This window comes from Streptomyces sp. GbtcB7 (assembly GCF_019091445.1).
Classification (GTDB): domain Bacteria; phylum Actinomycetota; class Actinomycetes; order Streptomycetales; family Streptomycetaceae; genus Streptomyces; species Streptomyces mirabilis.
Genome location: NZ_JAGXJM010000008.1, coordinates 222,142 through 235,878, shown reverse-complemented (window position 1 = coordinate 235,878; position 13,737 = coordinate 222,142). Strand labels below are relative to the sequence as shown.

The 13,737-nt window shown below is 71.9% G+C and carries 12 protein-coding genes; 6 read left to right on the top strand and 6 right to left on the bottom strand.

Annotated features, from left to right (window positions below; all coding sequences use genetic code 11):
* Nucleotides 1-167: 167 nt before the first annotated feature.
* Nucleotides 168-1,073, top strand: coding sequence for an SDR family oxidoreductase (locus tag KVT44_RS16035; RefSeq protein ID WP_217567530.1), 906 nt, complete (start codon nucleotides 168-170; stop codon nucleotides 1,071-1,073).
* An 18-nt stretch (nucleotides 1,074-1,091) separates the two neighbouring features.
* Here KVT44_RS16035 and KVT44_RS16030 read toward each other — a convergent pair whose 3' ends face one another.
* From KVT44_RS16030 to KVT44_RS16015, 4 genes are all read right to left on the bottom strand, one after another.
* Entirely contained in the window at nucleotides 1,092-1,997 is a 906-nt protein-coding gene (locus KVT44_RS16030) for a GNAT family N-acetyltransferase (RefSeq protein WP_217567529.1), read from the bottom strand.
* Nucleotides 1,998-2,314: 317 nt separating this feature from the next.
* Nucleotides 2,315-2,923: a GNAT family N-acetyltransferase gene (locus KVT44_RS16025; protein ID WP_217567528.1), complete on the bottom strand. Its 609-nt coding sequence runs from the start codon at nucleotides 2,921-2,923 to the stop codon at nucleotides 2,315-2,317.
* Between the two features lie 30 nt (nucleotides 2,924-2,953).
* A complete protein-coding gene (locus tag KVT44_RS16020; protein ID WP_217567527.1) occupies nucleotides 2,954-3,424 on the bottom strand; it encodes an OB-fold domain-containing protein in 471 nt (156 codons plus the stop codon).
* A 31-nt stretch (nucleotides 3,425-3,455) separates the two neighbouring features.
* Nucleotides 3,456-3,908 carry a DoxX family protein gene (locus KVT44_RS16015; protein WP_099922051.1) on the bottom strand — a complete coding sequence of 151 codons (453 nt, stop codon included), beginning with the start codon at nucleotides 3,906-3,908 and terminating at the stop codon, nucleotides 3,456-3,458.
* Between the two features lie 230 nt (nucleotides 3,909-4,138).
* Between KVT44_RS16015 and KVT44_RS16010 the strand changes: the two genes are divergently transcribed.
* A complete protein-coding gene (locus KVT44_RS16010; protein ID WP_254649437.1) occupies nucleotides 4,139-5,431 on the top strand; it encodes an NAD(P)/FAD-dependent oxidoreductase in 1,293 nt (430 codons plus the stop codon).
* A gap of 7 nt (nucleotides 5,432-5,438) precedes the next feature.
* On the opposite strand, the gene KVT44_RS16005 is transcribed toward KVT44_RS16010, so the two are convergent.
* Complete coding sequence (locus KVT44_RS16005) at nucleotides 5,439-6,782, bottom strand: hypothetical protein (protein ID WP_217567526.1); 1,344 nt, start codon at nucleotides 6,780-6,782, stop codon at nucleotides 5,439-5,441.
* Between the two features lie 390 nt (nucleotides 6,783-7,172).
* Between KVT44_RS16005 and KVT44_RS16000 the strand changes: the two genes are divergently transcribed.
* From KVT44_RS16000 to KVT44_RS15990, 3 genes are all read left to right on the top strand, one after another.
* Complete coding sequence (locus KVT44_RS16000) at nucleotides 7,173-9,398, top strand: acetate--CoA ligase family protein (RefSeq protein ID WP_217567525.1); 2,226 nt, start codon at nucleotides 7,173-7,175, stop codon at nucleotides 9,396-9,398.
* 91 nt (nucleotides 9,399-9,489) lie between these two features.
* Entirely contained in the window at nucleotides 9,490-10,371 is an 882-nt protein-coding gene (locus KVT44_RS15995; protein ID WP_217567524.1) for an enoyl-CoA hydratase/isomerase family protein, read from the top strand.
* A gap of 57 nt (nucleotides 10,372-10,428) precedes the next feature.
* The gene (locus KVT44_RS15990) at nucleotides 10,429-11,046 is read left to right on the top strand and encodes a flavin reductase family protein (protein ID WP_217567523.1); all 618 of its coding nucleotides are present in this window, start codon (nucleotides 10,429-10,431) and stop codon (nucleotides 11,044-11,046) included.
* Nucleotides 11,047-11,090: 44 nt separating this feature from the next.
* Here KVT44_RS15990 and KVT44_RS15985 read toward each other — a convergent pair whose 3' ends face one another.
* Complete coding sequence (locus KVT44_RS15985) at nucleotides 11,091-12,398, bottom strand: MFS transporter (protein WP_217567584.1); 1,308 nt, start codon at nucleotides 12,396-12,398, stop codon at nucleotides 11,091-11,093.
* Nucleotides 12,399-12,595: 197 nt separating this feature from the next.
* On the opposite strand from KVT44_RS15985, the gene KVT44_RS15980 reads away from it, so the two are divergent.
* Nucleotides 12,596-13,678, top strand: coding sequence for a GlxA family transcriptional regulator (locus KVT44_RS15980; protein WP_217567522.1), 1,083 nt, complete (start codon nucleotides 12,596-12,598; stop codon nucleotides 13,676-13,678).
* Nucleotides 13,679-13,737: the final 59 nt, after the last annotated feature.

The following is a 13,737-nucleotide window of genomic DNA, read 5'->3' as shown; positions in this document are numbered from 1 at the left end:
CCTTCACCCTTGACCTGTGGTGATGCCTGAAACGCATGTTCCGTTGCGCAACAGGCCTTGGACGCGGAACCCCACGTGGCCGCACGGTGGATCCGGAATCACCTGGGCGGGGAACCACCGGGCGGGGAACCGCCGGGCCGGACCTCATCACCTTTTTGGAGTGCACCATGCGTGTGTTCGTCACCGGAGCCACCGGATTCGTCGGCAGCGCCGTCGTACGCGAACTGCTGGACGCGGGACACCGGGTTCTCGGCCTCGCCCGCTCGGACCAGGCCGCCGCGTCGCTGACGACCGCGGGGGCGGAAGTGCACCGCGGCGCCCTCGACGACCTCGACAGCCTGCGGGCGGGCGCGGACGCGGCGGACGGCGTGATCCACACGGCGTTCCAGCACGGCTCCTCCGACTTCGCTGCCGCCGCCCGGACGGAGATCCGCGCCATCCAGACGCTCGGCGAGACGCTCGTGGGATCCGGTCGGCCCTTCGTCGTGACCTCCGGGACCGCCGGTCTCACGCTCGTGCCGGGCCGTGTCGCGACCGAGGACGACGAACAGGATCTCTCCTCGCCCGCGGCGGCCCGGATCCCCGGGGAGGCGGCGACGCTGTCGTTCGCCGAGCGCGGGGTGCGGGCCTCGGTGGTGCGGCTGCCGCCGTCGGTGCACGGCGAAGGGGACCACGGTTTCGTCCCGCACATCATCGCCGTCGCCCGCGCGAAGGGCGTCTCCGCCTACCCCGGCGACGGCTCCAACCGCTGGGCCGCCGGGCACCGGCTCGACGCCGCGCACCTGTACCGGCTGGCCCTGGAGGAGGCACCCGGCGGCGCGCGGCTGCACGCGGTCGGCGACGAGGGCGTACCGGTCCGCGACATCGCCGACGCCGTCGGCCGGTACCTGAAGCTGCCGGTGGCCGCCATCCCTCGCGAGGAGGCGGCCGACCACTTCGGCTGGCTCGGACACTTCTTCGCCATGGACGTCCCGGCGTCGAACGCCCTCACGCGGAAGCGGCTGGGATGGCACCCCGAGCGGCCCGGCCTCGTCGAGGACCTCGAAGAGGGCCACTACTTCACGAAGACGTAGACGGGTTGTCGTAGACGGCTACTTCGCGAAGTCGTAGACGGCGAAGTCGGCGACGGGGCGGTAACCGATGCGCTGGTAGAGGCCGTTGCTGGTCGGATTGGCGAGGTCGGTGAAGAGGAGTACCTCGTCCGCTCCGGTGGCCAGCGCGGCCCTGCTGACCTCGGCGGTGGCGGCCCCCGCGTAACCGCGTCCGCGCAGGGGTGCCGGGGTGTAGACGGGGGCGACCCTGATCTGCCCGGCGATCAGGGGGGTCGCTCCGGCCATGGCCACCGGCGTACCGTCCGGCGTCTCCCAGAGCGTGACACCGCCGTACGCGAGTCGGCTCTCGGCCCAGCGGTCCGGGTCCTGTCTCTCGTTCCGCTCGAAGATCTCGGCGAACTCCGAGTACCAGCGCGCGACGAGCGCGTGGTCGCTCTCGCCGGCCACCCGGGCGCGGCCCGGCGGAACGGGCCTCGGCGGCGTGAGCGCACCGAGCCGGTACAGCCGTTCGCTTCTTCTGAGTTGGGCCCGCGCGCCGGCGTGGCGCTCCCAGGCGGTGGCGAACTCGGCGGCCGTGTCCACCGGACCGCCGACGCCCGGGAACGAGTACCCCTCGTCCGCGAGCCGCGCGGCCAGCGCGTCGACGTCTTCCGCCGGGAGGTCGGTGAGGTTGAGCTGGTACGGCGGGGTGTGGAACAGCACGGCCGACACCCCACCGACCCCGTCGCCCTCCCCTTCACCCTCCCGGTCGGCGTCGGCGTCGGCGAACCGGCCGAAGAACGGTGCCTCCTCCCCGTACACGTCCGGCCCTCGTCTGCGCAGCGCATCGGTCACGGACAGCGCCACGGTGTGCGCCGCGGGCCGCGAGCGCAGGAAGTCCCCCGCGCTCGTGAGGAATTCGTCCAGATCGTGGGTGAACACCCAGTCACGCGCGTCACGAGTCATGGCGGCCATGATCCCGCTCATCCCCTGCCCGGCACTCCGATTTTCCGGGCGCCCGGCGCTAGGGCAGCCTGTCCGGCGGATACAGGTCGCAGGAAACGGGCGGTGCCTCATTGACGCCGGTCAGCGGGGCTTGGTGCGTCCAGCTGCAAGGCGGAGGAGGGCGACGACGCGATGGGGGTCCCCCCTGCTCGAGCGAAGCCGAGAGCTTGGGGGAGTCGGCAACCGACGACAACGCCGCTGGGGGCACCCCCTGCTCGAAGAGCTTGGGGGAGGGCGTGCCAAGCCCCGCGTCTGCGGCAGGATCCGCCGGACAGGCCCTAGGCCCCCGGCAGCGTCGGCTCCGGGTCCGTCGCGATCCGTGCGTGCAGGTGGACGTCCCGGAACGCGTCGTGTCGCCCCGACTCGAACATCGCCTCCCGCAGGGTCCCCTCGTACGGGAACCCGCACCGCTCGGCGATCCGGCAGGACGCGTCGTGGCCGAGGGCGTGGCCCAGTTCGATGCGGTGCAGACGGACGGCGCCGAAGGCGTAGCGGGCGGCCAGGGCGAGGGCACGGGTGGCGACCTGGTGGCCGCGGGCCTCAGGAAGGACCCAGTAGCCGACGATGCCGACGCGTATGACGTGGTTGATGTCGTTGACGCCTATGTGACCCAGGGTCGTACCGGTGGCCGCGTCCGTGATGCAGAAGGCGACGGCGGTGCCGTCGGCGACGGCCTCGGCGCGCGAGCGGAGCGAGTCACGGGCGCTGTCCAGGTCCCGGACGATCTTGACCGGGGTGTTCCAGCGCTGGAACTCCGGGTCGGACAGCCCGCGCAGCCAGGTCGCGACATCGGCCTCGGACTCCGGGTCCCAGGGGCGAAGCCGCAGACCATGGCCGTCGAGCACGGGGAAGGGATGGGCGAGGGACTTCTCGTGAACGTCGGACATCCGGCCATTATTCACGGGGCCCGAAGGGGGTCAGGAACTGGTTTTCGACGCGGAGGAAGACGCGGAGGAAGGAGGAGGGACGGCGGAGGAAGGCGGCGGGACAGCGCCGGACCGTGGCCGGAACACGGGCACCCCCGCCCTGAACGTGACCTCCAGACCCATCCCGATCCGCAGCGCGTCGTCCTCGCACTCCACCACCTCGGTCATCATCCGCGGCCCCTCCGCGAGGTCGACGACCGCGGCGACGTACGGCACCCGCTCGCCGAACGGCGGGAGGTCGTTGCGGTGCACGACGGACCAGGTGTAGAGCGTGGCGTGCCCGCTCGCGGGCCGCCAGCGCACGTCCTCGCTCCAGCAGTGCGGGCAGAACTCCCGCGGGTAGTGGTGGGCCCGGTCGCAGCCCGCGCAGTGGCGGATCAGCAGCCGGCCCTCCGCCGCCGCGTCCCAGTACGGCCGGGTGAAGGCATCGACTTCGGGCAGATCGAATCGCGCCCCGCTCACGAGCACACCCCGACCCCGATCGACCCGCGCCTCACGAGAACAGCCCGATCGCACTGTCCAGCGACCACGTCTGCCATCCCATCCCGAAGAAGGCGACGACCGAGATCAACGCCATCATCGCGTTCTGCCCCTGCTCGGCCCAGTCGTGGATCATGAGGGTGAAGTACAGGACGTTGAGGAGCAGTCCGCCGACCAGCGCGATCGGCGTCAGGAACCCGGCCACCAGTCCCAGCCCGAGGGCCAACTCCGCGTAGACGACGACGTACGCCATCGTCCGCGGCCGGGGCGCGACCACGACGTCGAAGCCGGAGCGCACCGCGTCCCACCGGTGCTTGCCCGCGACGTCCGCCGCCCACGCGATCCCGGTCCCCCGCTCGAACCAGCCCTTCTTGTCCTTGTGCCGCCAACTCTCCAGCCACCACAGCCCGAGCCCGATCCGCAGCACGGCCAGCCACTCCGCTCCGCCGAGCCAGATCGTGTCCATGGCAGTCCACGCCCCCTTCCGTTTCTGACGGTACGTCAGTTCAGCGCACGGAGGACGCCCGCGCAAGAGGCGTACGCCACCCTCCCCTTCACTCGTCCCCCCGTTTCGAACACAACCGAGTGACCTACGCCACCAGCCCCACCCACTCCTCCTACAGCCGTGATCAGTTCGCAACCGATTCCGGGCTTGACCGAGACCTATCAAGTGACGACGTGATTACGCTCGCGCACATGGCCGACTCGACTGCTTCCTCCACATCCCGCCCGGTGCCGTCGCACGAAGACCGCCCCGTGTACGTGATAGGCGGCGGCCCCGGGGGGCTCGCGACGGCGTACGCGCTGCGCGCCCAGGGCGTACGGGCCGTCGTACTGGAGAAGTCCGACCAGGTCGGAGCGTCCTGGCGGCGCCACTACGACCGGCTGCACCTGCACACGACCCGGCGGCTGTCCGGCCTGCCCGGCCTCGCGATGCCGCGCTCCTTCGGGCGGTGGGTCTCGCGCGACAACGTGGTGCGCTACCTGGAGAAGTACGTCGAGCACCACCGGCTGGAGATCGTCACGGGCGTCGAGGTCTCGCGCGTCGAGCCCGCCCCGGGCGGCAACGGCTGGCTGCTGCACGCCACCGGCGGCCGCGAACTGACCGGCAGCGCCGTGGTCGTCGCCACCGGCCACAACCACACCCCGCGCCTGCCCGACTGGCCCGGCAGCGACTCGTACACCGGCGAACTCCTGCACGCCGGCGACTACCGCAATCCCGCCCCCTACGCCGGCCGTGACGTCCTCGTCGTCGGCGTCGGCAACACGGGCGCCGAGATCGCCGTGGACCTGGTCGAGGGCGGCGCCTCCCGGGTACGGCTCGCCGTGCGCACCGCGCCGCACATCGTGCGCCGCTCCACGGCCGGCTGGGCCGCCCAGTTCACCGGGATCCTCGTACGCCGGCTGCCGGTGCGCCTCGTCGACGCACTCGCCGGGCCGATGGCCAAGGTCAGCGTGCCGGACCTGTCGGCGCAGGGGCTGCCCCGTCCCGACACCGGCCTCTACTCCCGCGTCAACGAAGGCTCCATCCCCGTGCAGGACGTCGGCCTCATCAACGCCGTCCGCAAGGGGCGGGTCGAGGTCGTGGCCGCGGTGGAGGGCTTCGAGGAGGACAAGGTCGTCCTCGCCGACGGGAAGCGGATCGACCCGGACGTCGTGATCGCCGCGACGGGGTACGTACGCGCCCTGGAGGGCATCGTCGGCCACCTCGACGTCCTCGACGGGCGTGGCCGCCCGGTCGTGCACGGCGCCCGCACCCCGAAGAAGGCACCCGGCCTCTACTTCACCGGCTTCACCAACCCCATCAGCGGCATGTTCCGCGAGCTCGCCCTCGACGCGGAGAAGATCGCGAAGGCGGTCGCGAGGACCGCGCAGAAGGCGGAGAAGGCGGCGGAGAAGGCGGCGTCGGAAGCGGGGGCGAAGGCAGGGGCGAAGGCGGGGGCGAAGGCGGGGGCGCGCGACACGGGAGACACCCGCGCCGCGCGCTGAGTCATCGTCAGTTGACGGCGAGAACCGCTGTGTTGTTCGTGGAGTCCGGGTCGAAGGCGAAGTCGCCGAACTCGGGATGGATGCTGACCTCACCGGTCGTGCCGGGCACCGCCGCGTCGATCCGCAGCTGGAAGGCGTACGTGCGCTCGGTGTTCTCGGACACCCAGTAGGGGAGGGCGCAGTCGTAGCGCGGGGCGCCCGTCCGCTTCTCGTAGTACCCGCCCGTGAGGGTGTGCGGGACGCAGTCCGCGGGGACGCCGGTGACCGTCGTACCGGTCGGGACGATCAGCCTGACCTTGGCGGCCGGGTCGCCGGAGCCGAGGTTCGCGAACCAGGCCGGGCCGTTGTTCTTGAAGGTGAGCGGGGCGGTCACCGTCTGGCCCGCCGTACCGGTGACCGCGGCGCCGGTCACCGAGAAGTCGGCGGTGTTGTCCGTGCCGATCTGCAGGGCCGCGTAGTTGTCGCGGCTCGCGAGGTCGGTCGCGCCGTCGGCCGGGTCGACACTGATGTCCAGCCGGTCGTTCAGCGCGTGCCGCGCGATCGCCAGCTGCAGCGGCGCGGGCAGCTCGAAGGAGTCACCGGGGGCCAGCACCTGGTCGAACGTGCAGGTCGCGTCCGTCATCGGCGCGTACTCGTCACCGCCCGTCCGCGTGTAGGTGCAGGCGTCGTACTTGTTCAGGAAGTCCAGCCCGTACGACGCCGTCATCTTCACCGTGACGCCGTGCGCGCTCTCGTTGCCCTTGTTGGTCAGCGCGAAGGGGATCGTCTCGGTGCCACCCGGCTGCGCGTGCTCGACGTCGGCCACGGGGGCGAGGGAGAGGTCGGGGCCCGAGGCGAGCGTGAAGTCGGTCTCGAAACTGTCCTCGGGCGCGGTGAGCGTGCCGTCGGGGCCGCCGGTGGCCGTCGCCCCGTAGGTGATCCTGCCCTGCGCCCCGGCCTGCGCACCGTCGGCCGCGCGGATCCCGAGGTGGATCTGCCGGCTGTAGTCGGACCCGATCACGGGCACGTCCGGCACGCTGCACACCGCGGTCGTGCCGTTCGGCGCGCAGTTGTCCGGCCAGGTCACCTCGCCGACCCCGGCCAGCCCGGAGGCGTCGACGGTCACCTTGCCGTCGGTCACCGTGAAGTGCCCGTTGTCGTGGTAGATCCCCACGTCGATCGTCCGGCTCTGCGGCGCGCCGCCGTCCGTGCCGAGCAGCAGGGTCTGCTCGGAGGGTGCGTCGATCCACAACTGGTCGGACTCGGTCTCGGCCAGCGCGGGGGCGGCGGTGAGCCCCACGGTGACGAGTCCGGCCGCGAGCGTCGTACAGGCTCCGAGCCGCAGCGCGCGGCCGAGGGAGACAGGTCTCATGACATCCCCAAGAGTGCAAAGAAGGGCGAGGAAAAGGACAGAAGCGGTGGCTTGACCGGCGCGAGCCGACAGGGCCATGTCGTAGACGATCAGCGGGAGTTGATGGTTGTGCGGCACCCTCACGGGTTCCGGCCCCCCGCGCGGCGGGTACGAACCAGGTCCCCGCCGCACAACGTCCCGCGCGGCGTCCCGCACAACGTCCAGCACAACATCCCGCACGGCGTTCCGACCGGCCGCACGGCGTTCCGCACGACCAGCCGCGCGGCAGCCGACCCCCGAGACCCCCCCCCGCCCAGCCTTTTGCTTGCACGACGGTTCCTGACGCGGCGTCAGTTAAGTAATCTGACAGAGCGTCAGTTAATTGGCTGTCACACAGGAGCGGGCGGACCGATGCTTGGATCAACCCACGGCACCCTCACCACCGACTCCCGCCGGGCCCGCGTCATCGCCTGCGGCGAGCAGCCCTCACCCGTCGTGCACGGCCGCCCGGCCGACGTCGACGACCTGGACGTCAGCGGCCGTCCGCTGTACGCCGACGTACCCGATCTGGACCGCTTCTTCCGTCCCGAGTCCGTGGCCGTCGTCGGCGCCTCGGACGCCGAGGGCCGGCCGAACACCGGCATCACCCGGCAGCTGATCGCCTGGGCCGAGCGGGTCGGCGCCCGGCTGCACCCTGTGCACCCCACCCGTCAGTCCGTCTTCGGCATCCCCTGCTCCCCTTCCCTCGCCGACCTGCCCGAGCAGGTCGATCTGGCCGTGCTTCTCGTCGGCGACCCGCTCCCCGTGATCGGGGAACTGGCCGAGGCCAAGGTGAAGTTCGCCGTCGCCTTCGCCTCCGGGTTCGCCGAGACCGGGGCCGAGGGCGCCGCCGCGCAGGCCGACCTCGCCGCCGCCGTCCGCCGCGCCGGCCTCCGGCTCCTCGGGCCCAACACCAACCTCAACGCCTTCGAGAAGTTCCGCGACGATCTCGACGGTCCCGCGATCGCCCTCATCACCCAGTCCGGACACCAGGGCCGGCCGGTGTTCGCGATGCAGGAGCTGGGCGTACGCCTCTCCCACTGGGCGCCCACCGGCAACGAGGCCGACCTCGAGACCGCCGACTTCATCTCCTACTTCTCCGAGCAGCCGGAGATCGGCGCGATCGCCTGCTACGTCGAGGGGCTGAAGGACGGCCGCTCCTTTCTGCTCGCCGCCGACCGCGCCGCCCGCCGCGGAGTGCCCGTCGTCGCCGTCAAGGTCGGCCGCACCGAGACCGGCGCCCGCACCGCCGCCTCACACACCGGCAAGCTGACCGGCGCCGACACGGTGGTGGACGCGGCGATGCGGCAGTACGGCGTGATCCGCGTCGACGGGCTCGACGAACTCCAGGACACCGCCGCCCTGTTGGCCCGCGCCCGCGCCCCGCGGGCCGAGGGGGTCGTGGTCTATTCGATCTCGGGCGGCACGGGGGCGCACTTCGCCGACCTGGCGACGGCGGCGGGGCTGCCCCTGCCGAATCTCTCCGCCCCCAAGCAGGCCGAGCTGCACCAGTGGATACCCGAGTACCTGAGCGTGACCAATCCCGTCGACAACGGCGGGCACCCGGTCGGCGACTGGCGCGGGCGGAAGATCATCGACGCGATCCTCGCCGACCCGGAGGTCGGCGTACTGATCTGTCCGATCACCGGGCCCTTTCCTCCCATGAGCGACAAGCTCGCGCAGGACCTGGTGGACGCGGCGGAACAGACGGACAAGCTGGTGTGCGTGGTGTGGGGCTCGCCGGTCGGCACCGAGGCCGCCTACCGCGAGACGCTGCTCGGCTCGTCGAAGGTCGCCACCTTCCGGACCTTCGCCAACTGCATCACGGCCGTGCGCGCCTACCTGGACCACCACCGGTTCGTCGCCGCCTACCGCTCCCCCTTCGACGAGGCTCCCCGCACTCCCTCGCCATCCTTCCGCAAGACGCAGGCGCTGATGCGGCCGGGGCAGCAGCTGAGCGAGCACGCGGCGAAGCAGCTGCTGCGGGCCTATGGGATCCGGGTGCCGCGCGAACAGTTGGTGACCAGCGCGGCGGCGGCCGTGCGCGCGGCGAGTCTCGTCGGCTACCCCGTGGTCATGAAGGCGTCCGGCGCCCAGATCGCCCACAAGACCGAACTGGGTCTGGTGAAGATCGGACTGACCTCCGCCAGCCAGGTCAGGGACGCCTACCGCGAGCTCACCGACATCGCGCGCTACGAGGGGATCTCGCTCGACGGGGTGCTGGTGTGCCAGATGGTCGAGCGGGGAGTGGAAATGGTCGTGGGCGTCACGCACGACCAGCTCTTCGGGCCGACCGTGACCGTCGGGCTGGGCGGCGTGCTCGTCGAGGTGCTGCGGGACGCGGCCGTCCGCGTGCCGCCGTTCGGCGAGGACCAGGCGCGGGGCATGCTCGGCGAGCTGCGCGGGCGGGCCCTTCTGGAGGGCGTGCGCGGGGGGCCGCCGGTGGATGTGGACGCGCTGGTCGAGGTCGTCATGCGCGTACAGCGGATGGCGCTGGAACTCGGGGACGACATCGCCGAGCTCGACATCAACCCGCTGATGGTGCTGCCCAGGGGCCAGGGAGCGGTGGCGCTGGACGCGCTGGTCGTCTGCCGCTGAGCCCCGGCGCTCCAGCGCCCGCCGCGGCGCCGGCGCCGGCCGCAGCCCCACCCCCAGCCGCACCATCCCCCGTAAAAACCGGAGCATCCCCATGACGCCCTCCCCCGAAGACTCCGTCAATCCCGCCGAACCGGTCGAACCGGTCGAACCGGTCGAACCCGCCGATCCCGTCGATTCATTGGTACTGCACGCCACTGACAATCACGTCTCGTGGATCACCCTCAACCGCCCCGAAGCCCTCAACGCCATCACCCCTGACCAGCGCGAACGCCTCATCCAGCACCTCTCCCACGCCTCCTCCGACCCGGACGTACGGGCCGTCGTGATCACGGCGACCGGACGTGGTTTCTGCGCGGGCGCTGACCTGCGCGGGGGACCGTCGACCGGGGGACCGCCGTCCGGGGAGCGGGCGGCCGGTGACGTGGCCCGCGTGATCCGGCTCGGCGCCCAGCGCCTGATCGGCGCGGTCCTCGACTGCGAGAAGCCCGTGATCGCGGCGGTCAACGGCACCGCGGCCGGCCTCGGCGCCCACCTCGCCCTCGCCTGCGACCTCGTACTCGCCGCCGATTCCGCCAAGTTCATCGAGGTGTTCGTACGCCGCGGCCTGGTCCCCGACGGCGGCGGCGCCTATCTGCTGCCCCGGCTCATCGGCCCCCAACGCGCCAAGGAACTGATGTTCTTCGGCGACGCGCTGACGGCGGCGGACGCGGCGCGGCTCGGGCTCGTCAACAGGGTCGTATCGCTGGACGATCTGGAGAAGACCGCCCGCGACTGGGCCGAGCGCCTGGCCACCGGCCCGACCCGCGCCCTCGCCCTCACCAAACAGCTGGTCAACGCCTCCCTCGACACCGACCGCACCACAGCCTTCGCCGCCGAAGCCGCCGCCCAGGAGATCAACATGACCACGACGGACGCGAACGAGGGCGTGGCCGCCTTCACAGAACGCCGCACCCCCCACTACCGGGGCCGCTGAGTCAGTCAGTCCCGCCCCTTCCTATCTGACACCCCGTCAGCTTCAATGGGTGGTGTGATGGGACACGCAGGGATGGCGGCCGCCGCCGTCCGTTATCTCAGGTCGGCCGGGGCTTCCACCGTCGCGGGGCGTGTTGAGGCGCTGCCGCGGCCGGAGTTGCGCGCGGTGGGGGACGATGAGCGGGCGCCGGTCGATCAGGTGGCGTTTCGGCGGGTGTTGGGGAACTTCGCGACGGGTGTCACCGTCATCACCGCGCCGGGCGTCGAGGGCGAGGCCGGTGGCGGGAGGCCGGCCGGGTTCGCCTGTCAGTCGTTCGCGTCGCTCTCGCTCGATCCGCCCCTGGTCTGCTTCATGGTGGGGCGTACGTCGGTGACCTGGCCGCGGATCGCCCGCGCGGGCGTGTTCTGTGTGAACGTGCTGGGGGCGCACCAGGGCGAGTTGTGCCGTGGGTTCGCGGTGAGCGGGGCGGACAAGTTCGCCGGGGTCGTGTACGACACGGCGCCCGTTTCCGGTTCGCCGCGTCTCGCGGGCGCCGCGGCCTGGGTCGACTGCACGATCCACGCGGTGCACACCGGTGGGGACCATCTGATCGTGGTGGGACGGGTGGACGCGCTCGGCGCGAGCGACGATGACGACGTCGCGCCGCTGCTGTTCCACAAGGGGCGGTTCCTCTAGGGCCTGTCTCGGTGGCAGGCCGCCCGGTCGGGGTGCCGGAGTCGTCAGGCGATCGCCGGTACCGCGGGTGTGCCCGTCGCGGGGCGCCGTCGGATCACCAGTGCCATCAGGGCCGCCGCCGCGCACAGCGCGCCCGAGGCGTACCAGACCACGTCGTACGAGCCGAACGCGTCCCGCGCCACACCGCCGAGGAAGGCGACGAGGGCGGCGCCGACCTGGTGGGAGGCGAGGACCCAGCCGAAGACGATGGCACTGTCCTCGCCGTACTGCTCGCGGCACAGGGCCAGGGTGGGCGGGACGGTGGCGACCCAGTCGAGGCCGTAGAAGACGATGAAGAAGATCATCGGGGGATGGACGGAGGGGGCGAGGAGCATGGGGAGGAAGAGGAGAGAGGTGCCGCGCAGCGCGTAGTAGACGGCGAGCAGCCGGCGCGGTTCGAAGCGGTCGGTGAACCAGCCGGAGGCGACCGTTCCGACCACGTCGAAGACCCCGATGACCGCGAGCAGCGAGGCCGCCGCCGTGATGGGCATCCCGTGGTCGTGGGCCGCGGGCACGAAGTGCGTCTGGACCAGGCCGTTCGTCGAGGCACCGCAGATCGCGAAGGTGCCGGCCAGCAGCCAGAACGGGCCGGTGCGGACGGCGGAGAGCAGGACCGTCACCGCGCGCCGGGCGGCGCCCTGCACGGGCGCGGGCTTCGGTACGAACTCCGCCGACCCGTACGGCTTCACGCCCACGTCCGCCGGGTGGTCCCGCAGCAGCAGCCATACGAAGGGGACGACCGCGAGCGCCGCGAGGGCCACCGTCACCGCGGCCGGGCGCCAGTCGTGCTTTGTGACGATCCAGGAGAGGAGCGGCAGGAAGATCAGCTGACCGGACGCCGAGGCCGCCGTCAGGATGCCCGTGACCAGACCCTTGCGTGCCGTGAACCAGCGATTGGTGACCGTCGCCGCGAAGGCCAGCGCCATGGAACCGGACCCCAGGCCGACCAGCAGGCCCCAGCAGAGCAGCAGTTGCCAGGCCGCCGTCATCCACACGGTCAGACCGGAACCGAGCGCGATCACCATCAGGGCGACCGCCACCACCCGCCGGATGCCGAAGCGGTCCATCAGTGCCGCCGCGAACGGCGCCGTCAGCCCGTACAGCGCGAGGTTGATGGACACCGCCGCGCCGATCGTGCCGCGCGACCAGTGGAACTCCTGGTGCAGCGGGTCGATGAGCAGACCCGGCAGCGAACGGAAGGCCGCCGCACCGATGATCGTCACGAAGGTGACGGCGGCGACGAACCAGGCCCGGTGGATGCGGACGCGGGGAGTGGAGGCGCGGGTCGGCTCGATGGAGTCGGTCGGCTCGATCGAGTCGGTCGGCTCGGTGGAGTCGGTCGGCTCGATCGAGTCGGTGGAGTCGGTCGGCTCGGTGGGGCGGGGGTCCTCCGCGGCTGCGGCGCCCCCCGGGGAGGCGGCATCGGTTGTCTGGGTCACGACATAGAGCTTCGGGCCTGCCGTTCCCGCGAACGAGTGGCCCGAAGGACAGTATTCGCTAGGATCGGGCCATGGCCTCTCACGGTACGCATCCGCGCCACCGCGTCGTCGTCCTCGCCCTCGACGGGCTGCTGCCCTTCGAGCTCGGCATCCCGCAGCGCATCTTCGGCAAGGCACGCGACGCCGACGGGCGGCCGCTGTACGAGATCGTCACCTGCTCGGTCCGGCCGCCGGGCCCCGTCGAGACGGACGCCGACTTCGCCGTCCTCGTCGCGAACGGCCCCGAGGCCCTCGCCACCGCCGACACCGTCGTCATCCCCGCCTCCTACGAACTCGGCCCCGTCCACGAGGAAGGCATCCTCACCCCCGAACTGGCCGCCGCCCTCGCCCACATCCGCCCCGGCACCCGCCTCGTCTCCATCTGCACCGGCAGCTACGTCCTCGCCGCCGCGGGCTACCTCGACGACCGCCCGGCCACCACCCACTGGATGCACGCCGAGCACTTCCAGCGGCTCTTCCCGAAGATCAAGGTCGATGCCGAAGTGCTCTTCGTCGACGACGGCGACGTCCTCACCTCCGCCGGCGTCGCCGCGGGAATCGACCTGTGCCTCCATCTCGTACGCCGTGACCACGGCACCGCCGTCGCAAACGACGTGGCCCGCCGCACCGTCGTACCCCCGCACCGCGACGGCGGGCAGGCGCAGTACATCCAGCGGCCGGTGCCGGAGCCGCAGTCGGCCACCACGACCGCCGCCCGCGCCTGGGCACTGGCCCGCCTCCACGAGCCGATCCAGCTGCGCGACATGGCCGAACAGGAAGCCATGTCCGTACGCACCTTCACGCGCCGCTTCCGCGAGGAGGTCGGGGTCAGCCCCGGGCACTGGCTGACCCAGCAGCGCATCGAACGGGCCCGGCACCTGCTGGAGACCAGCGACCTGTCCATCGACCAGGTCGCGCGGGACGCCGGCTTCGGCACGGCCCAGTCGATGCGGCAGCACCTACAGGCGGTGCTCGGGGTCACCCCCACCGCGTATCGGCGCACCTTCCGGAGCTCCGGGGCCTCCACCGTCGAGGGCCTCGGCGGGGGTCTGGGTGAGGGGCTGGGTGAGGGATTGGGTGGGGGTGACGTCGCCCGTCTTGGGGTCGTGCGTTGAGCGCGGTCCGGTGGCGGGGGCCGGGCCAGGGGGCTTGAAGGGGCGCGGGGAACTGCGCG

Coding starts and splice junctions, on each gene's coding strand:
- KVT44_RS16035 (WP_217567530.1), top strand. CDS start 168: ATGCGTGTGTTCGTCACCGGAGCCACCGGATTCGTCGGCAGCGCCGTC.
- KVT44_RS16030 (WP_217567529.1), bottom strand. CDS start 1,997: ATGACTCGTGACGCGCGTGACTGGGTGTTCACCCACGATCTGGACGAA.
- KVT44_RS16025 (WP_217567528.1), bottom strand. CDS start 2,923: ATGTCCGACGTTCACGAGAAGTCCCTCGCCCATCCCTTCCCCGTGCTC.
- KVT44_RS16015 (WP_099922051.1), bottom strand. CDS start 3,908: ATGGACACGATCTGGCTCGGCGGAGCGGAGTGGCTGGCCGTGCTGCGG.
- KVT44_RS16010 (WP_254649437.1), top strand. CDS start 4,139: ATGGCCGACTCGACTGCTTCCTCCACATCCCGCCCGGTGCCGTCGCAC.
- KVT44_RS16005 (WP_217567526.1), bottom strand. CDS start 6,782: ATGAGACCTGTCTCCCTCGGCCGCGCGCTGCGGCTCGGAGCCTGTACG.
- KVT44_RS16000 (WP_217567525.1), top strand. CDS start 7,173: ATGCTTGGATCAACCCACGGCACCCTCACCACCGACTCCCGCCGGGCC.
- KVT44_RS15995 (WP_217567524.1), top strand. CDS start 9,490: ATGACGCCCTCCCCCGAAGACTCCGTCAATCCCGCCGAACCGGTCGAA.
- KVT44_RS15990 (WP_217567523.1), top strand. CDS start 10,429: ATGGGACACGCAGGGATGGCGGCCGCCGCCGTCCGTTATCTCAGGTCG.
- KVT44_RS15980 (WP_217567522.1), top strand. CDS start 12,596: ATGGCCTCTCACGGTACGCATCCGCGCCACCGCGTCGTCGTCCTCGCC.